Source organism: Plantactinospora sp. WMMC1484 (assembly GCF_049315195.1).
GTDB lineage: Bacteria > Actinomycetota > Actinomycetes > Mycobacteriales > Micromonosporaceae > Plantactinospora.
On record NZ_CP186055.1, the window covers coordinates 4,404,336 to 4,427,897 of the forward strand.

17 protein-coding genes are annotated in these 23,562 nt (G+C 70.2%); 12 read left to right on the forward strand and 5 right to left on the reverse strand.

Annotated features, from left to right (window positions below; translation table 11 throughout):
- Positions 1 to 20 precede the first annotated feature (20 nt).
- The 11 genes from ACN28C_RS19340 to ACN28C_RS19390 all read left to right on the forward strand — a co-directional run bounded on the left by ACN28C_RS19340 (position 21) and on the right by ACN28C_RS19390 (position 19,645).
- Complete coding sequence (locus tag ACN28C_RS19340) at positions 21 to 1,463, forward strand: class I adenylate-forming enzyme family protein (RefSeq protein ID WP_422768951.1); 1,443 nt, start codon at positions 21 to 23, stop codon at positions 1,461 to 1,463.
- 288 nt (positions 1,464 to 1,751) lie between these two features.
- Positions 1,752 to 2,861 (forward strand): cytochrome P450, encoded by a 1,110-nt coding sequence (locus ACN28C_RS19345; RefSeq protein WP_422768952.1) that lies wholly within the window; start codon positions 1,752 to 1,754, stop codon positions 2,859 to 2,861.
- A gap of 70 nt (positions 2,862 to 2,931) precedes the next feature.
- Positions 2,932 to 3,201 (forward strand): acyl carrier protein, encoded by a 270-nt coding sequence (locus ACN28C_RS19350; protein WP_422768953.1) that lies wholly within the window; start codon positions 2,932 to 2,934, stop codon positions 3,199 to 3,201.
- Positions 3,201 to 9,599 carry an amino acid adenylation domain-containing protein gene (locus ACN28C_RS19355; protein WP_422768954.1) on the forward strand — a complete coding sequence of 2,133 codons (6,399 nt, stop codon included), beginning with the start codon at positions 3,201 to 3,203 and terminating at the stop codon, positions 9,597 to 9,599. The genes ACN28C_RS19350 and ACN28C_RS19355 overlap by 1 nt, the downstream gene beginning before the upstream one ends.
- Entirely contained in the window at positions 9,596 to 10,330 is a 735-nt protein-coding gene (locus ACN28C_RS19360; protein WP_422768955.1) for a thioesterase II family protein, read from the forward strand. Before ACN28C_RS19355 ends, ACN28C_RS19360 begins: the two co-directional genes overlap by 4 nt.
- A complete protein-coding gene (locus ACN28C_RS19365; protein WP_422768956.1) occupies positions 10,327 to 11,406 on the forward strand; it encodes a class I SAM-dependent methyltransferase in 1,080 nt (359 codons plus the stop codon). The genes ACN28C_RS19360 and ACN28C_RS19365 overlap by 4 nt, the downstream gene beginning before the upstream one ends.
- Before the next feature lie 17 nt (positions 11,407 to 11,423).
- The gene (locus tag ACN28C_RS19370) at positions 11,424 to 16,451 is read left to right on the forward strand and encodes an amino acid adenylation domain-containing protein (protein ID WP_422768957.1); all 5,028 of its coding nucleotides are present in this window, start codon (positions 11,424 to 11,426) and stop codon (positions 16,449 to 16,451) included.
- Positions 16,448 to 17,500 (forward strand): hypothetical protein, encoded by a 1,053-nt coding sequence (locus tag ACN28C_RS19375; protein ID WP_422768958.1) that lies wholly within the window; start codon positions 16,448 to 16,450, stop codon positions 17,498 to 17,500. The genes ACN28C_RS19370 and ACN28C_RS19375 overlap by 4 nt, the downstream gene beginning before the upstream one ends.
- Complete coding sequence (locus tag ACN28C_RS19380; RefSeq protein WP_422768959.1) at positions 17,500 to 18,561, forward strand: Gfo/Idh/MocA family oxidoreductase; 1,062 nt, start codon at positions 17,500 to 17,502, stop codon at positions 18,559 to 18,561. The genes ACN28C_RS19375 and ACN28C_RS19380 overlap by 1 nt, the downstream gene beginning before the upstream one ends.
- The gene (locus tag ACN28C_RS19385) at positions 18,558 to 18,911 is read left to right on the forward strand and encodes a VOC family protein (RefSeq protein WP_422768960.1); all 354 of its coding nucleotides are present in this window, start codon (positions 18,558 to 18,560) and stop codon (positions 18,909 to 18,911) included. Before ACN28C_RS19380 ends, ACN28C_RS19385 begins: the two co-directional genes overlap by 4 nt.
- Positions 18,912 to 18,949: 38 nt before the next feature.
- Positions 18,950 to 19,645 (forward strand): FAD-binding oxidoreductase, encoded by a 696-nt coding sequence (locus ACN28C_RS19390; protein WP_422768961.1) that lies wholly within the window; start codon positions 18,950 to 18,952, stop codon positions 19,643 to 19,645.
- A 25-nt stretch (positions 19,646 to 19,670) separates the two neighbouring features.
- On the opposite strand, the gene ACN28C_RS19395 is transcribed toward ACN28C_RS19390, so the two are convergent.
- From ACN28C_RS19395 to ACN28C_RS19405, 3 genes are read right to left on the reverse strand one after another with little or no spacing between them, the layout of a single operon-like run.
- Positions 19,671 to 20,051, reverse strand: coding sequence for an MmcQ/YjbR family DNA-binding protein (locus tag ACN28C_RS19395; protein WP_422768962.1), 381 nt, complete (start codon positions 20,049 to 20,051; stop codon positions 19,671 to 19,673).
- 26 nt (positions 20,052 to 20,077) lie between these two features.
- Complete coding sequence (locus tag ACN28C_RS19400) at positions 20,078 to 21,277, reverse strand: cytochrome P450 (RefSeq protein ID WP_422768963.1); 1,200 nt, start codon at positions 21,275 to 21,277, stop codon at positions 20,078 to 20,080.
- A 33-nt stretch (positions 21,278 to 21,310) separates the two neighbouring features.
- A complete protein-coding gene (locus tag ACN28C_RS19405; RefSeq protein ID WP_422768964.1) occupies positions 21,311 to 22,255 on the reverse strand; it encodes a hypothetical protein in 945 nt (314 codons plus the stop codon).
- A gap of 189 nt (positions 22,256 to 22,444) precedes the next feature.
- Here ACN28C_RS19405 and ACN28C_RS19410 point away from each other — a divergent pair, with 189 nt between their 5' ends.
- Entirely contained in the window at positions 22,445 to 22,975 is a 531-nt protein-coding gene (locus ACN28C_RS19410) for a hypothetical protein (RefSeq protein WP_422768965.1), read from the forward strand.
- On the opposite strand, the gene ACN28C_RS19415 is transcribed toward ACN28C_RS19410, so the two are convergent.
- Positions 22,908 to 23,159: a hypothetical protein gene (locus tag ACN28C_RS19415; protein ID WP_422768966.1), complete on the reverse strand. Its 252-nt coding sequence runs from the start codon at positions 23,157 to 23,159 to the stop codon at positions 22,908 to 22,910. The genes ACN28C_RS19410 and ACN28C_RS19415 overlap by 68 nt on opposite strands.
- A gap of 174 nt (positions 23,160 to 23,333) precedes the next feature.
- Positions 23,334 to 23,552: a 2TM domain-containing protein gene (locus ACN28C_RS19420; protein ID WP_422768967.1), complete on the reverse strand. Its 219-nt coding sequence runs from the start codon at positions 23,550 to 23,552 to the stop codon at positions 23,334 to 23,336.
- Between the last annotated feature and the right edge of the window lie 10 nt (positions 23,553 to 23,562).

A 23,562-nucleotide genomic window follows, 5' to 3' on the forward strand; every position in this document is an offset into this window, starting at 1 on the left:
AACTCTCGGGGAGTGACACGGTGGATGATGGCGTCCCAGGCTGGCGTACGCTGCCCGAGCTCGTGCTTGCCGCGGCCGAACTGAGGCCGGACGTCCCGCTGCTGGCCCAGGCGGGCGGGCAGACGTGTACCGGCGCCGAACTCGCCGACCGAACGCGACGTGCCGCGACGGTGCTGCACGCGGCGGGCGTTCGGGCGGGCCACCGGGTGGGCATCGACGCCCGGCTGGCCACCTGGTCCGAGGTGGCGGTCGCGTACTGCGCGGTGAGCTGGCTCGGGGCCGTCGCGGTGCTGATCTCGTCCGCGGAGACGCGGGAGACGGCCCGCGCGGAGGTGGGCGTGAGTCTGATCGTCGGCGACGTGCCGACATTCCCCGACCTGCGCGCGGCGTCGGTGCCGGTGCGGACGCCCCCGGTGCCCGGCCCCGACGATCCGCTGGACGTCGTCTTCACCTCCGGCACCACCGGCAAGCCCAAGGCGGTCGTCTCGCAGCACAGCCACTGGGTGGGTGCGAGCCGCCCGGAGATGCTGGCGAGCCGGGGCCGGCGGGTGGTCGGACACACGGGTGTGCCGATCGCCGTCTCAGGCGGACTGCACGGCGTCTTCCTGAACCACCTCGCCCGCGGTGTCACGAGCGTGTGGGCGCCATCGCCGGCAGCTCTGCCGGAGGCGTGTGACGGATGGGAGGTACGCGAACTGCATCTCACGCCGCACGCCGCCGGCTCGGTGGCCGCGCTCCCGTTGCCGGGTTGGGCGAACGGCGTACGCGTGCTGCGGCTGGTCGGTGCACCGCTGCCGGACGCCGTGCGGCAACGGCTGGTGGCCGCCTTCCCCCGAGCACGCATCGTGTCGATCTACGCGCTGACGGAGGGCGGGGCCGCCTCGTTCGTGAATCTGCGCGATCCCGGGGCCGCCTCGATCGGGCGGCCGGTCGACGGCACGGAGGCGCGTGTTGTGGACCACCTTGGCCGGGAGGTGCCGGACGGGCAGACCGGCGAGATCGCCGTGCGCTCCCGGACCAGCTCACTGAACTACCTGACCGACGCGGCGCTCAACGAGGAGTGGTTTGTCGACGGCTGGACCCGGACCGGCGACATCGGACAGCGGCAGCCCGACGGGACGATCCGGTTGATCGGCCGGGCGCGAGAGCAGATCATCATCGGCGGCGGCCGGCTGTCGCCGGAGACCGTCGAGGCGATCCTCGCCCGCAAGCTGCCGCCGAAGACGGAGTTCGTGGTTGCCGGGGTGCAAGCGCCAGGGCGGTCGGACGCGATCGCTGTTTTCCTGGTCGGCGCCGAGGACTCGGCCGACACAATGGCCGTCCAACGAACTCTGCTGGCGATGAGGGGGCCGTTCGCGCCGCAGCACGTGATCGTGGTGGATGCCATTCCCCGGACAGCGCTCGGCAAGCCGATCCGCCGTGAACTGCTTGCCCTCCTACCGGCGGCCGGTTTCACCACCTGACGGGACGCGTGCGGGTATTCCCCACAAGAGATGTGTCAATCTATGATGTCGTCGGGTCCACCCCGGAGGGGAAGCGGTCCCGGCCAGTCTCTCGCCGTTGCTCGTCAGCCGACACGGGCCTTGTGGAAACCGGCCCGCCTCTCAGCGGAAGGATCACCGCATGAGCACATCCACGGCGCAACCGGACGAGCTGACCGAGTCTTACGAGATGGGCTCCGCCCGATGCCGGCTGAGCGACCTCGCCCCCCATGAGGGGGTTGAAGCCCGATGAGTGAGGTCGTCAGGTCCGTGACGCCCGACGGCCGCGAAGCCTGGTTCGTCCGCCGCCACGCTCAGGTCAACGAGCTGATGAACGACAACCGGCTGAGCATGCAGCCGCCCAGCACCCAGGTGTCTTCGTGGTTCGCCGATTCACCGATGCATCGGGTGTTGCTGCGCCTCGCCGACCGGGCGGTCGCCGACGGAGAGTCCGATCGCGAGGAGCGGGCACGTCGGCGGGTCACCATGACGAAGATGTTCAAGCCCAGCAACATCCACCGCACGATGCCGGACGTGCGGGCGTATGCCGACGGTCTGCTGGATCACATGGTGGCGCAGGGACCGCCCGCCAACCTCGGTGACCAGTTTTCGACGCCGCTGTGCGCCAAGGTGGTGTGCGATCTGCTGGGCGTGCCGGACACCGATGTTCCACTGTTTCGCAAATGGGCCGACGACAAGGAGTCCCGCGACTACAAGAAGGCCGCCATCGCCCTGCGACAGTTGAGCAACTACGTCCGCGATCTGATCAGGTCACGGCAGGAGCAACCGGGCGACGACATCGTCTCCTTCCTGCTTGCGCAGGACGGCCCGGACGAGATGCACGTCGGCCGGACGGCCAACCTGATCATCTGGATCCTGGGGCTCGGTTGGCAGGTCTCGGCCGCGGCGATCGACTTCGGCACGCTGCTGCTCCTGACACACCCCGATCAACTGGCCCTGCTGAAGAAGCGGCCGGAGTTGATGGACCGGGCGGTGGAGGAGGTGCTGCGCCACTTCAACCCCACGCCGCAGGACATCGGCGGCACCGACCGCTACGCCGAGACGGACTTCGAATATGACGGAATCCAGATCCGCCAAGGCGACATGCTGGTGCTGGACGTCGTGTCGGCCAACCACGACCCGGACGTTTTCGCCGATCCGGACGGCTTCGACATCACCCGCGAAAACTGCCCACATCTGACCTTCGGGCACGGCTTCTACTACTGCAACTTCAACCAGGTCGCCCGCAAGGAGGTGGCGGTCGGGCTGGAGGCGATTCTGCGCCGCCTGCCGGAGCTGCGCCTGGCCAAGCCCGTCGAGGAACTGGAATACCTGCACTATCCGCCGACTGGTCCGGCGACCCTGCCGATCAGTTGGTGATCCCCGGCGACATGGTTCGAACGATGGATACCGATAGCCGTCACGTTGCACGCCGAGCCTGGGAGACCGCATGGACGATGTCGCAGAAGCCCGTACGCGCGACTCGGTGCGCGAGATAATCGCCGAGCTTGCTCCCAACCGTGACGCCAAGGTCGTCGACGAGGCCCACCTCGTCGACGACCTGGAGTTCGCCTCCCTGTCGCTGACCGAGCTCGCCTTCACCCTGGAAGATCAGTTCGATCTGCCTACCATCGACGAGCCAGTCGCCCGGAGCATTTCGACCGTCGGGCACATCTGCGACCACGTCGTACGGGAAATCCGAGCCCGTCAGGTCTCCTGATGAGCGGCGAACTTACCGTCGACGACCTGCGCGCGGTCGTCGCCGAGCTGCTCGAGACGCAGGCGATCACTGACGGTGAGGACCTCACCCTGCGTGGCATGGACTCGCTGCGGATGATGCGTGTGCTGACCCGGTTGCGTGCCCGCGGTCGGGGCATCCGGTTCTCGACCATGGCGCAGAATCCCACGGTCGCTGGCTGGTGGGCGGCGTCCGAGCGCCTGCCGGCCGCCGCCCCCGCCGCCGGGCCGTCCTCGATCCTCCTCGGCCACGAGCCGTTCGAACTCACCCCGGTGCAGTATGCCTACTGGGCCGGCCGTGACGAGCGACTCACCCTCGGCGGCGTGGGCGCGCAGTACTACGTCGAGCTCGACGGCGCCGCCGTCAGCCCGGCCCGGATGCGCTCGGCCCTGCACCGGCTGGTGCAGCGGCATCCGATGCTGCGTGTCGCGGTCGGCGAGGACGGCCGGCAACGCATACTGCCTGACGGAGTCGCTCCTTCGTTGCGGGTCTACCCGGACTCCAGCGCGGCGGATCTCGAGGCCCGCCGCCGGGCGTTGGGCCAGCAGCGGCTCGACCCCGCCACGGGGCGGAACGTGGACGCCGCACTTTCACTCGTGGACGGTGGGCGGACGCGGCTGCACCTGACGATCGACATGATGGTCGCCGACGCCGACAGCTTCCGCATCATGCTCAACGACCTGGAGGCGATCTACCGCGGCGACCCGCTACCGCCGCTGAACTACACCTTTGCCGCGTACGTGGCGGACGTGCGGGACACCGCGGCGGCTGCCGCCGAGCGGGCGCGGCCCTACTGGCTGGAACGGCTGGCCAGGATGCCGCGGGCACCCCGGCTGCCGACGCTGCCACTGCACGAGGCCACCGCCTCGCAACGACGCATCCACCGCCGCCATCTCGTGTTGCCGGCCGACCAGACCGTGCGGCTGGAGGAAAAGGCGCGTGACAAGGGACTGTCGCTCTCCACCGTGCTGCTGACGGCGTACGCCGAAGTCGTCGGCGCGTACGCCGAGCAGGATCGGTTCCTCCTGACACTGCCGTTCTACCTGCGCGAGCAGGTGCACGAGGATGTCGGCGCGGTCGTCGGCGACTTCACCAACCTACTGCTGCTCGAGTGCGACCTGTCCGGCTCTGGCTTTTCGACCACCGCCCAACGCCTGCAGGAGAGGCTCTACGCCGACGCCGACAACGTCGCATACTCGGCGGTGTCGGTGCTGCGCGACCTGAGCCGCCAGTGGGGGGAGCCGGCTCTTGCGCCGGTGGTGTTCACCAGCGCGATTGGCATCGGCGACCTCTACAGTCCGCGGGTACGCGCGACGTTCGGCGAGCCGGTGTGGACCATCTCGCAGGTGCCGCAGACGCTGTTGGACTGCCAGGTGCTGGAGTTCGACGGCGGGCTGCTGATCAACTGGGACTGCGCCGAAGGCCTCTTCGCCGAGGGTGTTCTGGACGGCATGTTCACCGCGTACCGGTACCTGCTGGAGTGGCTGGCCGGCGAAGACTGGACGCGGCCGGTCCCGGCGCTCGTGCCTGCTGATCAGCTTGTGGTGCGTGGGGTGCTCAATGGTGTGGCTTCGGGTGTTGGTGGTGTTGGTGGTGGTGTTGGTGGTGGTTTGTTGTGGTCGGGTTTGTGGGGTGTGGATGGGGGGCGGGTGGCGGTTGCGGGTGGGTGGTCGTTTGGTGAGTTGCGGGCGCGGGCGTTGGCTGTGGTGGGTTTTTTGCGGGGGGTGGGGGTGGGGTCTGGTGCGCGGGTGGGGGTGTGTTTGCCGAAGGGTGCTGATCAGGTGGCGGTTGCGGTTGGTGTGAGTGTGGCGGGGTGTGTGTTTGTGCCGGTTTCGCCGGATCAGCCGGTGGGGCGGCGGGCGGCGATGTGTGCGGCGGCGGATGTGCGGTGGGTGTGTTCGGTGCCGGGGTTGGTGTGGCCGGAGGGTGTTGTTTCGTTTGGTGTGGAGGAGGCGTTTGCCGCATCGGTGGGGCGGCCGGTTGAGGTGTCGGCGGATGAGACGGCGTATGTGATTTTCACGTCGGGGTCGACGGGTGTGCCGAAGGGTGTGATGGTGTCGCATCGGCAGGCGGTGAACACGATTGTCGATGTGGTGGAGCGGTTTGATGTGACGGGTGCGGATCGGGTGCTGGCGGTGTCTGGTCTGGATTTTGATTTGTCGGTGTTCGATGTGTTCGGTGTGCTTGGTGTGGGTGGTGCGCTTGTGTTGCCTTCTGATGAGGACAGGCGTGAGGCGGGTGTGTTGTTGGCGTTGGCTCGTGAGCATGGGGTTACGGTGTGGAATTCGGTGCCGGCTCTGGTGGAGATGGTTTGTGTGGTGGGGGGTCGGGGGGCGTTGCCGGGCTTGCGGCTGGTGATGGTTTCGGGTGACTGGGTGCGTCCGGATCTTGTCGGTCGGGTGCGTTCGTTGGCTCCGGGGGCGCGTTTTGTGGCGTTGGGTGGGGCGACGGAGGCGGCGATCTGGTCGAACTTTTTCGAGGTGACTGGGGCGTTGCCGGGGTGGTCGTCGGTTCCGTATGGGTGGCCGTTGGCGGGGCAGGCGTTTCGGGTGGTGGATGTGCGGGGGCGGGATTGTCCGGACTGGGTGGTGGGTGAGTTGTGGATCGGTGGTGCGGGGGTGGCGCAGGGCTATGCCGGTGATCCGGAGTTGACGGCGGCGAAGTTCGTTGTCGGGTCGGACGGGGGGCGGTGGTATCGGACTGGTGATATGGGCCGGTATCGGCCTGGTGGGGTGTTGGAGATCCTGGGGCGTCGGGATGGGCAGGTCAAGCTGCGCGGGCACCGTATCGAGACTGGTGAGATCGAGGCGGCGTTGGTGCGGTGCGAGGGTGTGCGTCAGGCTGTGGTGGTGCTGGCGGCACCGTCCGGGACGGTGTCGGCGTCGCTGGTCGCGTACGTGGTGGGTGAGGTGGTCGAGGAGGATGTGCCGGGGCAGCTCGCCGATCTGTTGCCTGGGTACATGATCCCGCGGCGGGTGGTGCGGCTGGCGGAGTTGCCGTTGACGGTGAACGGCAAGGTGGATCGGGGTGCGTTGGCCCGCCGCTGGCTCGGTGACGAGCAGGTGTCCGATGAGGAGCCCCGTGGTGAGTTGGAGAAGCTGATCGCCGCCACCTGGGCCGACGTACTCGGTGTCGCGGCGGTCGGGCGTGGGCACAACTTCTTCACCCTCGGCGGCGACTCCCTCACCGCCACCCGGCTCATCGCCCGGCTCGCTGCGGAGGGCCTGCCGCCGGTGTCGCTCCGCGCCCTGTTCGACAACCCCACGGTCGCCGGGCTGGCCACACAGGTAACCGGCCCGGTGCCGGTCCGGGCGCGCCTGCACCAGGCGCCCGATGACCGGTACCTGCCCTTCCCGTTGACCGAGGTCCAGCGGGCGTACCAGGTCGGGCGGGCAGACGCCTTCGTGCTGGGCGGCATCGGCTCTCAGTCGTACTGGGAGTTCGACGCCCCCGGCCTCGACGTGGCCGCCCTCGAACGCGCGCTCGCCGCCGTCGTCGCCCGGCACGACATGCTCCGCGCCGTCTGCACCGGCACGGCCGAACAGGTCGTGCTCCGCGAGGTGCCGCCCGGTCACGTCGAGATCTTCGCCGATCACGACAAGCTGCGGGCTCAGCTCCGCGACGTCGACCTCGACGCCGCGGTCTGGCCACCGTTCGCGCTGGGATACGCCGACGGCCACCTCGGCGTCGTGCTGAACCACGTCACGTTCGACGCCCGTAGCGCGATGATCTTCTTCATGGAGCTGAGCAGGCTTGTCGTCGACCCGTCCGCCGACCTGCCGCCGCTGGGGCTGTCCTTCCGGGACTACGTGGTGGGGTTCGACATCCCGGCCGGCGAGGTGGCGGCAGCCCGGGCGTACTGGCGCGAGACGGTGGCCGTCGCGCCCGACCCGCCCCGCCTTCCGCTGGCGCGCGACCTGGCGACCGTGCAGCGTCCCCGATTCGAGCGGCGAGAGCTGTTTCTCGACCGGCAGAGTTGGCAGCGACTGGCGGAAACAGCGCGTGAGCACGGCCTCTCGCCGTCGAGCATGCTGGCCGCCGTCTATGCCGAGACCGTCAGTCGGTGGAGCGAGGGGCAGGATCTGCTGCTCGTCGCCACCACCTTCGACCGGCCGCCGGTACATCCCGACATCGACGGTGTCATCGGCGACTTCACCAACCTGACGCTGGTGGCCTACCGGCCCGCGGGGCGTACCTTCTGGGAGGCCGCCGCCGACCTGCAGGGCAACCTGTGGGCTGGCATGGACAACCGGGCTCTGTCGGGCATCGAGGTGCTGCGGGAGCTGGCCGCCCGCGACGGCCGGCCGTTCGTGCCGGTACCGGTGGTGTTCACCAGCGCCCTGGGCATGCCCGATGCGCATCAGCCGCTCGACGGTCCCCTGGGGCGCTACGTCCACGGCCTGTCACGCACTCCGCAGACGCTGTTGGACTGCCAGGTGCTGGAGTTCGACGGTGGCGTCCTCGTCAACTGGGACTGCGTGACCGAAGCGTTCCCGCCCGGAGTGCTCGACGACATGTTCGCTGGCTTCCAGCTGCTGCTGGCCGACCCGCACGCCACCGTCGTGCCTGCTGATCAGCTTGTGGTGCGTGGGGTGCTCAATGGTGTGGCTTCGGGTGTTGGTGGTGTTGGTGGTGGTGGTGTTGGTGGTGGTTTGTTGTGGTCGGGTTTGTGGGGTGTGGATGGGGGGCGGGTGGCGGTTGCGGGTGGGTGGTCGTTTGGTGAGTTGCGGGCGCGGGCGTTGGCTGTGGTGGGTTTTTTGCGGGGGGTGGGGGTGGGGTCTGGTGCGCGGGTGGGGGTGTGTTTGCCGAAGGGTGCTGATCAGGTGGCGGTTGCGGTTGGTGTGAGTGTGGCGGGGTGTGTGTTTGTGCCGGTTTCGCCGGATCAGCCGGTGGGGCGGCGGGCGGCGATGTGTGCGGCGGCGGATGTGCGGTGGGTGTGTTCGGTGCCGGGGTTGGTGTGGCCGGAGGGTGTTGTTTCGTTTGGTGTGGAGGAGGCGTTTGCCGCATCGGTGGGGCGGCCGGTTGAGGTGTCGGCGGATGAGACGGCGTATGTGATTTTCACGTCGGGGTCGACGGGTGTGCCGAAGGGTGTGATGGTGTCGCATCGGCAGGCGGTGAACACGATTGTCGATGTGGTGGAGCGGTTTGATGTGACGGGTGCGGATCGGGTGCTGGCGGTGTCTGGTCTGGATTTTGATTTGTCGGTGTTCGATGTGTTCGGTGTGCTTGGTGTGGGTGGTGCGCTTGTGTTGCCTTCTGATGAGGACAGGCGTGAGGCGGGTGTGTTGTTGGCGTTGGCTCGTGAGCATGGGGTTACGGTGTGGAATTCGGTGCCGGCTCTGGTGGAGATGGTTTGTGTGGTGGGGGGTCGGGGGGCGTTGCCGGGCTTGCGGCTGGTGATGGTTTCGGGTGACTGGGTGCGTCCGGATCTTGTCGGTCGGGTGCGTTCGTTGGCTCCGGGGGCGCGTTTTGTGGCGTTGGGTGGGGCGACGGAGGCGGCGATCTGGTCGAACTTTTTCGAGGTGACTGGGGCGTTGCCGGGGTGGTCGTCGGTTCCGTATGGGTGGCCGTTGGCGGGGCAGGCGTTTCGGGTGGTGGATGTGCGGGGGCGGGATTGTCCGGACTGGGTGGTGGGTGAGTTGTGGATCGGTGGTGCGGGGGTGGCGCAGGGCTATGCCGGTGATCCGGAGTTGACGGCGGCGAAGTTCGTTGTCGGGTCGGACGGGGGGCGGTGGTATCGGACTGGTGATATGGGCCGGTATCGGCCTGGTGGGGTGTTGGAGATCCTGGGGCGTCGGGATGGGCAGGTCAAGCTGCGCGGGCACCGTATCGAGACTGGTGAGATCGAGGCGGCGTTGGTGCGGTGCGAGGGTGTGCGTCAGGCTGTGGTGGTGCTGGCGGCACCGTCCGGGACGGTGTCGGCGTCGCTGGTCGCGTACGTGGTGGGTGAGGTGGTCGAGGAGGATGTGCCGGGGCAGCTCGCCGATCTGTTGCCTGGGTACATGATCCCGCGGCGGGTGGTGCGGCTGGCGGAGTTGCCGTTGACGGTGAACGGCAAGGTGGATCGGGGTGCGTTGGCCCGCCGCTGGCTCGGTGACGAGCAGGTGTCCGATGAGGAGCCCCGTGGTGAGTTGGAGAAGCTGATCGCCGCCACCTGGGCCGACGTACTCGGTGTCGCGGCGGTCGGGCGTGGGCACAACTTCTTCACCCTCGGCGGCGACTCCCTCACCGCCACGTCGATCGCCGCCGCCATCCGGCGGCACACCGGCATCGACGTCACGCTGCGCCAGGTCTACGAGACCGCGACCGTGGCCGCTCTCGCCGAACTCGTCGCGGCGGCCCGTGGCGGCGGCCTGCCGATGGAGGAGGGCGTTCTGTGAGCAGATGGCTGCGCAGCCTGCGCCCGTCCGGGACGGGCCGCACGGTGATCGCGTTCCCGCACGCGGGGGGGACCGCCAGCTACTTCGCGCCGTTCGCTCGACAGATGCCCGCCGGCGTCGGCCTGACCGCCGTACAGTACCCCGGCCGGGCCGATCGGATGGCCGACCCGTTCCTGGAAGACCTGCCCCGCCTGGCCGACCAGGCGGCCGAGGCGCTGCGCCGGCACCCCGGTGACATCGTCCTGTTCGGGCACAGCCTCGGCGCCCGGATCGCCCAGGAGGTGGCGTTACGGCTACCGAGCGTACGCGGGCTCGTCGTCTCGGGTCATGAAGGGCCGGCCAACACCCGACCGGTGACCGAGCACCTGCTGCCCGACGAAGAACTCTGGGCCAGGATCCGGGGCCTGCGTGGCACCGCGGAGGGGGTGATGGCCGACGCGCACCTACGCGACCTGCTCCTGCCGGTGTTTCGCAGCGATTTCCGGCTCGCCGCCGGGCACAAGCCGCCGCTCGGCCGCGACCTGAAGATACCGGTGGTCGCGTGCGTCGGCGACTCCGACCCGGAGGTGTCTCCGCCGGAGGTGATGAGCTGGCAGTACGTCACGACCGGCCGGTTCACGCTGCACGTGTTCCCGCGGGGCGATCACTTCTACCTCGCCGCCCGACCGGCCGAGGTCATGCGGGCCGCCGCGGACCTGCTGCCCGAGCCGCACTGGCCGTCGACGCCATGACCGTCCCGGCCGTTCCAGCCGACGAGGTCGACGCCCGGGCGCTTGCCGGCCGGCTGTTCGAGGCGTCCTTGGCCTGCGCCGAGCTGATGACCTGCTATCTCGGCCTGGAGCTCGGCTTGTACGCCGAGCTGGCCGAGAGCCCGGCGACGAGCGTGGAGGCGGCGGAGCGGGCCGGCGCTCATGAGCGGTACGTCCGGGAATGGCTGGAGCAGCAGGCATCCGCCGGCGTACTGGCCGTCGACGATGTGCGCCGACCGCCGCAGATTCGCCGGTACGCACTGCCTCCCGGCCACGGCCGGGCCCTGCTCGACGCGGCCGATCCCCACTACGTCGCCTCGATGGCGCTGACGCCGGTCGGCACGCTGGCGGGGATGCTGCCCAAGCTGGTGGCGGCGTTCCGGATCGGCGGAGGCATCGGCGGCGAGGACTTCGCCGGCTTCCACGGGGCGGGGCTCAACACCGCACTGTACCGCCGGAAGCTGCCACGCTGGATCGCCGAACACCTGCCCGATGTGGAGGCCCGGCTGGGTGCGGGGGCGGCGATCGCCGACATCGCCTGCGGCGCGGGTCACTCGACCGTAGCGCTGGCACGGGCGTACCCGCACGCCACGGTGACCGGGTTCGACATCGACGCGACCGCTCTGCGTGCCGCGCGCGGCCAACTGCCGCCCGATGCGAGTGGGCGGGTGAGCTATGTGGAGGCGGACGCGGCGGCACTCGAAGGCGAGCCCGCAGCGCTGGTCTGTGTCCTCGACTCCCTGCACGACATGGCTCGGCCGATCGAGGTTCTGCGGGCGGCCCGGCGCCTGGTCGCCGACGGCGGGTGCGTGCTGCTGCTCGAACCGCGTGCGGACGAGCGCTTCGCCGCGCCGGCCGACCCCGTCGAACGGTTCGTGTATGCGTGCAGCGTCCTGCACTGCCTGCCCGTCGCCATGTCCGATCCCGGCGCGCAGCCAACCGGTGCGGTGCTGCGGCCGCCGACGTTGCGCGCCCTCGCGGCGCGGGCGGGCTTCTCGGCGATGCACGTGTTGCCCGCGGGAAGTCGATTCCACCGGCTCTATCGGTTGAACCCCTAGGCAGGAAGGCAAGGCCGATGACCGACGTGCAGGAGATCCTGGCCGACTGCGAGGGGCTGGGCGTCCAGCTCTGGGTGGACGGCGACAACCTGCGCTATCGGGCGCCGACCGGGGTGATGACCGACGATCGGCTGGCGCGGCTGCGCACGGCCAAGGCGGAGATTCTGGCGCTCCTGCGTGCGGAGGAGGCGCTCGACACCATCGTGGCGCAGCCCGAAGAGCGGTATTCGCCGTTTCCGCTCACTGATATCCAGACGGCCTACCTCGTCGGGCGGAGTGCGTCGGTCCCGTACGGCGGGCTTGGCTGCCACGGCTACGGCGAGTTGCATATGGCGCGGTTCGACGCCGAACGGCTCCGAGCGGCGTGGGCGATGCTGGTACGCCGGCATGACGCGCTCCGCCTTCGGGTCGACACCTCCGGCACGCAGCAGGTGCGCAGGGAGGTGGCGTACGAGATTCCGGTTGACGACCAGCGCGGCTCGGCCGACGGCTTCGACCGGGCACTGGCCGCACGACGCGAACGCATGAGCCACCGGGTGTACGCGGTCGACGCCGGTCCGCTCTTCGACCTGCAGGTGACCTGGGGCGACGACGACTGCGTGCTGCACCTGTCGATCGACTTCCTCGTAGCCGACTTCGTCAGCCTGCAGCTCCTGCTCAGCGAGCTGGCGACGGCGTACGAAAATCCCGCATCGCTCGGCCCGGAACCGGCCGTCACCTTCCGAGACTGCGTCGTGGCCCGGCAGCGGCTGCTCCGGTCCCGGCGGCGGGTGCGCGACGAGGCGTACTGGCGGGACCGGTTCGACGCCTTCCCAGCCGGCCCGGAACTTCCGGTGCGACCGCCGGACCAGGCGTCGGCCCGGTTCGGTCGGCTCACCGCGCGGGTCACCGGCCCGATCTGGGAGGCGTTGCGGGAGCGGGCGGCCCGGCACGGGTTGACCGCCAACGCCGCAGTGCTCAGCGCCTTCGCGGAGACAGTGGGCCGGTGGAGCGCCGAGCGCCGGTTCGCGCTGAGCGTGACGGTGTTGTCGCGTCCGGACGGTCATCCCGACGTGCCGCTTGTGGTGGGCGACTTCACCTCGGTGAACCTGCTGGCCGTTGACAGACTGGCCGGGGCCACCTTCGGCGACCGGGCACGGGCCATCCAGACGACGCTCGCCGACGATCTCGGCCATGGGCTGTTCACCGGGATCGATCTGATCCGGGAGCTGCGTCGCCGCGATCCCGCGAACACGTCTCTCTATCCCGTCGTTTTCACCAGCAGCCTGGGGCTGCGCCGCGCGCCCGAGCTGCAGGCCGGCGGGGTGCTACGGCTGGGATTCGGCATCAGCCAGACTCCGCAGGTGTGGCTGGACTGCCAGGTGGCGGAGGCCGAGGACGGCCTGACGGTCAACTGGGACCATCGGGAGGGCGTGTTCCTGCCGGGCGTTCTCGAGGCCATGTTCGGCGCGTTCGAGGGGCTGCTGGCGGGGATGGCCGACGGCGACGAGGTCTTCGACAGCCGCTCGCCAGTGCAGATTCCGGCGACCCAGCAGGCCAACCGACCGGTGCTGGTGCCGGCTCCGGCCGAGACGGGCGAACTCCTGCACCACAGCGTCTTCGCCCAGACAGCCCGGACGCCGGAGCGAACCGCTGTCGTGGCGGACGGCCGGGCGTACACCTACGCCGACGTGGCGAACGCGGCCAACTCGGTCGCCGCCTGGCTCGCCGCGCGGGGCCTGCGACCAGGGGAGCCCGTCGCGGTGGAGATGGACAAGGGCTGGGAGCAGATTCCGGCGGTGCTGGGCACGCTGCTGGCTGGCGGCGCGTACGTGCCGGTAGACACCACCCAGCCGGCCGAGCGACGCAGACGCATCATGCGCGACACCGGGGCCCGGTTCGTGCTGACCCAGTCCTGGCTGACGGAGCCGGCCCATGCGGATCTTCCGGTGACCGTCGCCGAGGTGGAACGACTCCCAGCCGCGGAAGCACCCAGGCCGCAGCCCGTGGCGGCTGGCGAACCGGCGTACATCATGTACACCTCGGGCACGACCGGCGTCCCCAAGGGCGTCGTCATCAGCCACGCGGCGGTCCTCACGACGCTGCGCGACGTGATCGAGCGGTTCGCGGTGACCTCGGATGCCTGCGTGCTGGGACTCGCGTCGCTCGGCTTCGACCTGTCCGTCTTCGACATCTTCGGTCCGCTCTCGGTGGGCGGCCGCCTCGTCCTGCCGGCGGCGGCGCGCCGCAACGACCCGGCCCACTGGGCCGATCTGGTGGTCGCCGAGGCGGTGACGCACTGGAACTCCGTGCCCGCCCAGCTCGACATGCTTCTGGCATACGCCGACGCCACGCCCGAACTGCGGCTGGACTCGCTGCGCGAGGTGCTCCTGAGCGGCGACTGGGTCGCTGCGTCTCTGCGAGCACGGCTGGTCGCCCGTGCCGAGGCCGTTCACATGACGGCGCTCGGCGGGGCGACGGAGGCGTCGATCTGGTCGATCTACCACCCGATGGACGACCTCGACCCGGCCGCTCCGACCGTCCCCTACGGCCGGCCGCTGACCCACCAGTCCGTGCTCGTCCTGGACGAGACGCGCCGCGACCTGCCCGATCTCGTCCCGGGCGAGATCTACATCGGCGGCGCAGGACTGGCAAGCGGCTACTTCGGCGATCCCGCCCTGACCGCCGAGCGGTTCAGCGACGGCCTGTATCGCACCGGAGACCTCGGCCGCTATCTGCCCGACGGCACCATCGAGTTCCTCGGTCGCCGTGACTCGCAGGTCAAGATCCGCGGCCATCGGTTGGAGCTCGGCGAGATCGAGGCGGCGCTGGAGGCGTACCCCGCGATCAGCTCCGCGGTCGTGGTCGCGCACGGCACCGGCTCCGCCCGCCAGCTCGCCGCCTTCGTCACCGCCGCCGCCTCGGTGCAGGCGCCGGACCCACGGGCGGCGTCGGCGCTGGGGGAGAAGGCGATTGCCCGGGTCGCTGCGTACCGGTCCGGCGTCCCGACCGAGGCGATGCTGCGCTTCGCCCGCGAACTGGATGCCACCGGCCTGCTGCAGATGCTCGCGACGCTGCGCGACGCCGGCCTCTTCACCGGGCCCGACGACCGCCATGACATGGCCGAGATCCTGCAGACGGCCCGGGTCGCGCCCCGGCACCGCCGCCTCGTACGCCGATGGGTAACCGCCCTGACGCGGCACCGTTACCTCGCCCTGGATTCGCTGACCGGCCAGTACCGGCTGAACCGCGAGCCGGAAGACCACGCCGTGGCGTGGCAGCGCGTCGCTCGGTACATGGAAGGTGTCGAAAACCGGCCCGAACTGGTCGACTACTTCCGGACCACGGCGGCGTGCCTGCCTCAGCTGGTGCGCGGCGAGGTCGACCCGCTCGAGCAACTGTTCCCGGCCGGGCGTACCGACATCCACGAGGTCGCGTACAACGGGATCTTCCTCAGCCACTACCTGAACGAGATCCTCGTCGGGATGGCTGTCACGCTCGCGGCACAGGGCCGACCGCCGAACGTCCTCGAGATCGGCGCCGGCGTCGGCGGCACCAGCGCGGAGCTCATCCCGGCACTGGCCTCCTACGGCGGCCGGTACGCGTTCACCGACGTGTCGCGGTTCTTCCTCAACAACGCCCAGGATCGTTTCGCCGGCTACGACTTTCTCGACTACCAGCTCTACGACATGAACGCCGACTACTGGCCGCAGGGCCTTCGCCCCAACTCGTATTCACTGATCGTCTGCGCCAACGTGCTCCACTATGCGCGCGACATCAACGTCGCGCTGGCCCGCATCCGCGAGTTGCTGCGACCGGGCGGCTGGCTGCTGTTCATCGAGGCGACACACGACAACCACCAGATCATGACGTCGATGGAGTTCCTCTTCGACGAGAAGTCCGGCGAGTTCCAGGACATCCGCGGACCCCACGAGCAGACCTTCGTGTCGGTGCCGCAGTGGGCCGAGGCGCTGACCCGGGCCGGTGCCGACAGCTTCGGGCACTTTCCGCAGGGCGACCCGATCACCGACGAGATGGGCATGCACGTCTTCGCGGCGCAATTCAAGGCGCGTACCCAGGACATCGACCGGGCCGGCCTGCAGGAGCACCTGCTGCGCCAGCTACCCGACCACATGCTGCCGGGCCAGCTCACCGTCCTCGACCGGATTCCGCTGACCGCCAACGGCAAGGCCGACCGGGCGCTGCTGACCAGCCGCGCCGAAACGGGATCCGCCGCGCCGCGCGCCACCGCCGGCACCGAACTGCCGGCGAACGAGCTCGAAAAGGCGCTCGCCGAGATCTACTCGGCCAAGCTCGGCCGTCCGGCGGTCGGCCGCGAAGAGACGTTCTACGACCTGGGTGGAGATTCGTTGCTCGCGGCCCAGATCGCGGCCCAGATCCGCAGTGACGTCCCGGCCGCCGCGCCGCTTCCGTTCGACCGCATTCTCCGCGTCATCTTCGACAACGCCACCGTCGCCCGGCTCGCCGAAGAGATCACGGCGGCGGCTCCGGCAACCGTGTCCGGCGGCTCGCTGGCCGCTCTGGTTCCGCTCCTGCCAGGCGAGGGGACACCGACCATCCTGGTCCACGACGCGTCCGGCACCTTGCGTCGGTACGCCGGAAGCCTTCCGCCCGGCCCGGTGATCGGGATCGAGGTAACCGACCCGGTGGCCTACCAGGCGATCGACGCCGGCTTGCTGGTGGAGCGCCTGGCCGAGCAGTACGCCGAGCTGGTGACCGGCACGGGCCGGTTGCGGGTACGCCTGGCCGGGGCGGGCTTCGGCGGCCTGGTCGCCTTCGAAATGGCCCGGCAGCTCGCCGAGGGCGGCCTGCTCATCGAGATGCTCGTCGTGGATGTGACCGAGCGGGCTGACGGCGACGATCCGGTGGCCCGGCACAGCGCCGCCTCGGGCCGTGACTGGATGCTCCTGCCGTTCGCCGGGGACGTGACGGTCGTCTGTCCGGCGGACGCAGACTTGTCAGCGCTGGCGGCGATGTGGGGTGACGTCTGTCTGGGCGAGCTGACGCTGCGGCCGGGTTCGTCGCTGCCGATGGAGGTGGCATGACGCGGACGGTCGCGATCCTGGGGGCGGGCGGTGCGGTCGGCGCACGCCTGGCCGCCCAGTTGACCGACTTCGACCTGCGCCTGGGATCCCGTCGACCGAAGTCCGGCCATCGGTGCGTGGAGGCCACCGATCCGGCCGCCCTGACGGACTTCTGCGCCGGAGCGGACGTGGTCGTCAACTGCGTCGGGCCGATCGGGCGGTCCCGGCGAGCCATCCTGACCGCGGCGGAGACCGCCGGCGCCGCGTACGTCGACGCCGCCGCTCTCGGCCTCGACGAGGAACTGCTGTCTGCTGCGGATGGTGATCCGACCCGGCCCGCACTCTTCGGCGCCGGGGCCACTCCGGGCGCTTCGGAGCTGCTGATGCGCTGGGCCGCCATGCGCCTGGCGGGGCGGCCGGTCGCGATGACGGTGTACGCGGCCACCCTGGACCAGATGACACCCGGTTCGGCCGAGGACTTCCTGACCAGCCTCAGCGGCGAGTACGGGAACTCGGGCGCCGCTCTCGTCGGCGGCGTGGTCGTCGCCGGTGCACTGACGCCGTGGACGGGGCGGCGGCTGCCGTTCATTCCCGACGACGTCACCGGCATCCCGTTCCTCTCCCGCGACGCCGCCGTCACGGGCCGCCGGGTCGGCGTCGGCGAGCTGCGCTGCTATCACCTGTTCGAGACCGGCAGTCCGGTGCTGGCAGCGCTGCACCGGCGGCTGCCGGGCGCCACGAAGGAGCCCGCCGCTGTCGGGGAGCTGCGTGCGGTGGCCGGCGCTGTCGTGGCGGGGCGTTCGGCGTACCAGATATTCGTGGTGGAAACGACCGCTGCGGACCGGACGGAGGTGGCGGTGGTTCGCGTGCCGGGCACGTACGGACTGACCGCCGCCGTGTTGGCGGCGGCCGTGCGGGGCGTGCCCGAGGTGTCACCGGGCCGGTACCGGGCCGCGGAGGTGCTGGCGCCGGACCTCCTACCCGGGTGCGTGCGGGCCGCCGACGGTCAGCTGTGGACTCTCGACGGGCCGCTCGCCGGCTATGCCGACGTCGAGGCGGGGGCGATCTGATGCGCATTGTCGTCTGCGGCACCAACTTCGGCCGGACCTATCTGGCGGCGCTGCGGGACGCACCCGACTTTCGGCTGTGCGGGATCCTGGCCAGGGGGAGCGAGCGCTCGCAGCGCTGCGCGAAGGAGTACGGCGTGCCGTTGTACACCTCTCCCGCCGAGCTGCCCGACGATGTGGAAGCCGCCTGCGTCGTCGTGGGCGGCAGGATCAACGGCGGGCCGGGGGGCACGATCGCCCGGCAGCTCATGGCGCGCGGCATCCACGTGCTGCAGGAGCATCCGCTGGACGAGGAGGAGCTTGCCGAGTGTGTCCGCGACGGCCGCCGCCATCGGGTGACCTATCGGGTCAACAGCCATTACGTGCACCTGCCCGCGGTCACCGCGTTCGTCGACGCGGCGCGGCGGCTGCTGAGCGCGGGCAAGCCGATCGGGGTTGAGGCGCAGACGTCGTTCCTCGTGCTCTACCCACTGCTGGACATCCTCGCCGCCGCGCTTGGCCGGTTGCGGCCGATCGAGTTCGCCGAGGCGGTCGGGCCCGGCCTGTTCCGGCTGGCGACCGGAGTCGTCGGCGGCGTGCCGGTCGCCATCCGGGTGCAGAACCAGCTCGACCTCGCGGATCGGGACAATGGCGCACACCTGCTGCACCGGATCAGTCTCTACACCGCGGGAGGTCATCTGCATCTTGCCGACCCGGCCGGGCCGGTAGTCTGGTACAGCCGGCTGCACCGGCCGGCCGACTACGACGCGACGATCGACATCGGACAGTCGGTGGACGCCGCTCTGGACCTGCCACTGGGAAGAGTGCTCCACCCCGCCGCGGCCAGCCACCGGGAGGTGGTCGGGACCCTCTGGCCTGCCGCGGTGCGCACGGCGGTGACCCAGTTCGGTACCGCCGTCGTCGACGGTACCGACCCGATGCCGCACGCGCAGTACCATCTGGGCGTCGCCCGCGCGACACGCCAGCTCGCCGACCGGCTCGGCCCACCGGAGCTGGTCGGCTCGGTTGCACCGACAAGCCTCACGGCATACGACACGCTGTTCCCGAAAGGGGAACCCCGATGACTCAATCACGCATCTGTTATCTGGAGATTCCAGCTGTCAACCCCGAGCAGTCGGCCACGTTCTACCACGAGGTCTTCGGCTGGAACGTGCGTCGGCGCAGCGCCGACGACATCAGCTTCGACGACGCGGGCATGGTCAGCGGTCGGTTCGTGACCGACCGACCGCCGCACACCGAGCTTGGCATCGCCATCTTCATCATGGTCGACAACGCCGAGGCCACGGTCGCCGCCGTCGAGGCGGCTGGTGGCAAGATCACCCGCCCGCTCGGGTACGCCGCTCCGGAGATCGCCGCCCTCTTCGCCGACCCGGCCGGAAACATCCTGGGCATCTACCAAGAGCCCGAGGAGTAGTCGGCGTGCCTGGCTTTCATCCCCTCGAGGTAGCCGCCGTGACACCGCTGGCCGGTGTGTCGACGGTCGTGACGTTCGCCGTCCCCGACGAGCTCTCGTCCGCGTACGCGCACCGTCCCGGCCAGTATCTGACGATACGCACGATGCTGAACGGCCGTCGTCTGCTGCGGCGGTACTCGATCTGCTCGCCGCCCGGACGTTTGCAGTTCGCGGCGAAGCGACGACCGAACGGCGAGTTTTCCGCGTACGTCAACGATGAGCTGCGGGCTGGCGACGTCCTCGACGTGATGACGCCGATGGGCGCCTTCACGCTGCCGCCACCGGACGGCCCACGGTGCGTCGTCGGCGTCGCGGTCGGCAGCGGCATCACGCCGGTACGCGCCATCGCCCTACACGTGCTCGCCACCGAGCCGGGCAGCGAGGTCGTGCTGGTGTGCGCCAACCGGACACGGCAGCACGCGATGTTCGCCGACGACCTCGCCGAGTGTGCTCAGCAGTACGCCGGGCGGCTGACGATCCTGCACGTCCTCAGCGACGACCCCGATGCGCCCGCAACAGCCCACGGCAGGCTGGATCCAGAGCTGCTTGCCTCGCTCGTCGGCACGCACCGACTGGCCGGCGACGCGTGGCTGCTCAGCGGGCCGTACGACCTCGTCGAGACCCTCAAGGACCGGCTGGTGAAGGAGGGCGTGTCCGAGGACACGGTGCGCACCGAGGCGTTCCACCGCCCGTGACAGCGACGATGGCGCGGCGCCCCGGTCAGGCGCCGTGCTGCTCGTCGAACGCCTTGGCCAGCTTCTTGGGCACCTGGCAACGCCATCCCTCCGTGAGCAGCTCGCGCAGCTCGTCGTCGTCGACGTTGGCCAGCCGGACGAGGATGGCCGGAAACCCCCGGTAGTGGTCGGTGGTGAAAAACTTCTCCGTATCGCTTGCCAGCAGCGTCTGCTTGTCGGCGGCGGTGCAGCGAATGGCGAGCACGCTGATCTCCGGCTCCCGCGGACCGGTCGGCTCGCTGCGGTCGAGGAACGTCCACGCGAACTGCTTGCCGCGCACGCGCAACTGCACGAAGCCGGGGCTGGAATGATCCTCGGCCTCGGGTAGCTGCCGTCCGAGGCGTCGGGCAGTCTCCGCGTCGCTCATGAGGTCACCCTACCGGCGGCACCGGCTCAGCACGGCCGCACACGGGCGGGCAGCCGTTCGTAGCTGCGGAACACCTGCATCGGCTTGCGGACGAGCGGGCCGTCCGGCTCCAGCGTCGCGCAGCGGGCCACCAGCCGGTCGAGCACCCCGCGCGCCTCCGCCCGCCCCAGACCCGCCCCCAGACAGATGTGCCGCCCGGCGCCGAAGCCAAGGTGCGGGTTCGGCTGCCGGCCGATGTCGAACCGGTCGGGGTCGGCGAAGACGCGCTCGTCGCGGTTGGCCGCGCCCAGAAGCAGGTGTACGACCCGGTTGGGACGCAACGTCTCCCCACCGATCTCCATGCGCTCGGCGACCTGTCGCGAGATGTACTGGATCGGCGCGTCGTAGCGCGCGACCTCCTCCACGGCCGCGCCGACGAGCGAGGGCTCGGCCTTCAGCCGCCGCCACTGGTCGGGGTGTTCGAGGAAGGCGCCGAACATGTTGGCCAGCAGATGGACCGTGGTGGTGAAGCCGCTGACGAGCAGGAAGACGATGTTGTCCACGGTCTCGTCGCGGTCGAACGCGCCCCCGGCGGCGGTGTCGAGCGTGGCCAGGGCGGTGCCCAGCGGGTGCCCGAGCGGATCGTCCCACGCCTGGCGGATGTACGCCCGCAGGTGGTCGATTGCTGCGCTGACCCCGGGGCGGTCCTGTTCGGGCAGGATCATCGTGAACGCCTTGATCGTCTCCATACCCCAGTCGCGGATCAGCGGCTGGTCGGCCTCCGGAACGCCGAGCAGGTCGCAAGAGATCGCCACCGGGATCGGCACGGCCAAGCCGCTGACGAGGTCCAATTCGCCCGACGCCAGGGCCTCGTCGAGGATGCGGTCGGTATGCTCGGCGATGCGCCGCGCGGTCGCCGCGGGCGACATGATGCGCATACCGGCGCCGAGCACCTGTCGCAGCAGTAGATGCTGCGGACCCTCGCGGTGCAGCACCACGCGGAGCAGGAAGTCCTTGGCGGGCCCGTCGCCCATCCGCAGCGACTGGAACGGCTCGGGCCAGTCGCTGCGTACGCCTTCGCTGCGCAGCAGATGCGCGACGATCTCGTGGCGGCTGGCGACGAACTGGGTGACGCCGTCCTTGAGGATCGGCGCGGCGTCGCGCAGGCGCCGGTAGCACGGGTAAGGGTCGGCCTGAAAGGCGGGATCGAGCGGCTGGAACACGCCAGTCGGCGCAGCGACGACCATGTGCCCCCCAGACGGTGGAGTATGTCGCAGAGGCTACTCGACGGATGTCGATGATAGTAGCGTCAGCTGAATACCGCCGGGTAACTGCGGTAGCCGGATGACGATCCGCGGGTCCAGCGCGCCTGCCCGGGCGACCCCGTCGGGCACGCGGCCGGCCAGCACCTCCTCGACGGCCAGGGCCGCCACGTTCGCGCTGACCCGATAGCTGCTCCCCGCCGTCAGCACCGCCGTACGGTCGGCAACCGTGGCGACGAGCAGGTGGGTCGCCGCGCGGCCGGACACGTCGGCGTTGACCGCGGCGGCGAGTGCGACTGCCGCCTCGCGCAGGCTCGACCCCGACAGCTCGCGCAGCGCGCGCAGGGTGGAACTGTCTGCGGGGAAACAATGATAGAAAGCCGCGTCCTCCGGCTTCAGGTCCGCGGCGAGCCCCGCCGTCTCCAGGCTTTCGAAGGGGTACGCGACCAGACGGCCCTCGACAGACGGCAGCTGAACGGATGCGGGCGGCCCGACGCCCTGGCCGGCGCGCGCCCCGAGCAGGAACTCCAGCGCGGTGCCGGAGTGAATTGGTTCGTCGGTGAGCACGTAGCCGCGGATCCGATCACCGGCCCCCCGGCCGCGGGCGAGCCACCGGACGAGCAGCCCGAGGCCCCCGGGCACCGAGCCGGCGCCCGTGACAACCGGAACGCGGACCGACTCGCGTAGCAGCCTGGCGTGCAACGCGTCGTCCCCCGACGGGTCCACGTACGCGCATCCCTGCCGGTCGGCGACCGCGACGACCCGCCCCCGCAGGCGGTATCCAGGGCCGAGGCAGTTTACGAGGACGGCGGCCCCTTCGACGAAGCGGGCGAGCGAGTCGCGGTCCGCCGCGTCGACAGTGGCACGCATACCGGCCCTGACCGGGCCGACATCCAACATGTTCAGAGCTTCGACTACGAGGCGGCCGACCGAGCCGGTGGCGCCAAGAACCGCAACCGTCATGGAGCCTTCCGCCAATCGGGATACTGCGGTGCATCATATCGAGCGCGCCCTGGGTCAGGCGCTGGTACGCGGCGTAGCCGTCGCGCACCAGGGTGCCGGTGAACGACGCGCCCCCGGCCACCGTCGCCGCCTGGATCGCCGAGGTCAACGCCCAACGCTCCGTCGCCTGGCCCTGATCCCGACTGGGTGATGCGCACCGTCGACCGGTGGATCGCCCTCGGCACCGGCCGCACCGCCGTGCAGCAGGAGATCTACGTCCGGCTGAACTGGTACTGGGCGCAGGCCCTCACCGGCGAGGACCCTGTCCGGATCACGGCGGAGGCCGAACAGCTGCTGGCCACGACGATCACCGACCCGCCGCGGTGGGGTGTGGCGTACCACAACGGACTGATCGCCGAGATGTGGCTGGCCGCCGGACGGCCGGACGAGGCCGGCACCGCCCTGGACCGGGCCGACCACGCCCTGGAGGCCTACGGTCAGCGCTACGCCGAGGGTCTCATCCGGCTGCTGCGGGCGCGTCTCCTGCACGCCCGCGGCGCGCCCCTCGACGTCGTCCGGGCCGCCGCCGAGGAGGCACGGGCGTGGTCGGCCGAGCGCGAGACCCACCTCTTCGCGCGCCGCGCGGAGAAGTTCCTCGCGGAACTCAACGTTGTCACCCCCGGGGGCGGCGGCAATGGTAGACCAGCGCCGGCGGAAGGTTCGCCCACACCGTCCGGCTGATGACGACCTCGTCGAACAGCGACCCCACCGTCCGCAGCAGGGTGCGGGCCGGTCGGGTACAGCGGGCGTGGACGTAGGCGAACGTGCTGAACACACCCTGCGGCGACAGCGCCTGCACCGCCGCGGCCAGCAGGTCGCGCTGCCGGGCCTCGGTGAAGGCGGCCCACGGCAGCCCGCTGACCATGACGTCGCTGCGGCCCCGGTGAAGGCGCCGGTCCCCGGACCGAGCTCCACCACGAGCGGGGAACCGGTCCGGGGCACCGCGGCCGTCGCCATCCGGGCCAGCGCGGACCCGCTGGGCGTGATCGCGCCGACCGTCAGGGGATCGCGGACGAACTCCAGGAGGAAGGACACCGGATCAGCCGACCCGGTGCGACCGGGAGACGCCCCAGACGTGGAACATCAGCCCGATCCCCCAGGCCACGATCGACCAGATGGGCCAGAAGTGGTTGGCGGAGTCGAACATCCACCACACCATGACCTGGACCACGTTGAAGACCAGGTAGCAGAGCACGTGGATCCGTAGCCCCCACGTCCGGGCCGCCTCACTCTTGGCCGAGCTCTTCGTCGTTGTCATGGATCGGCAC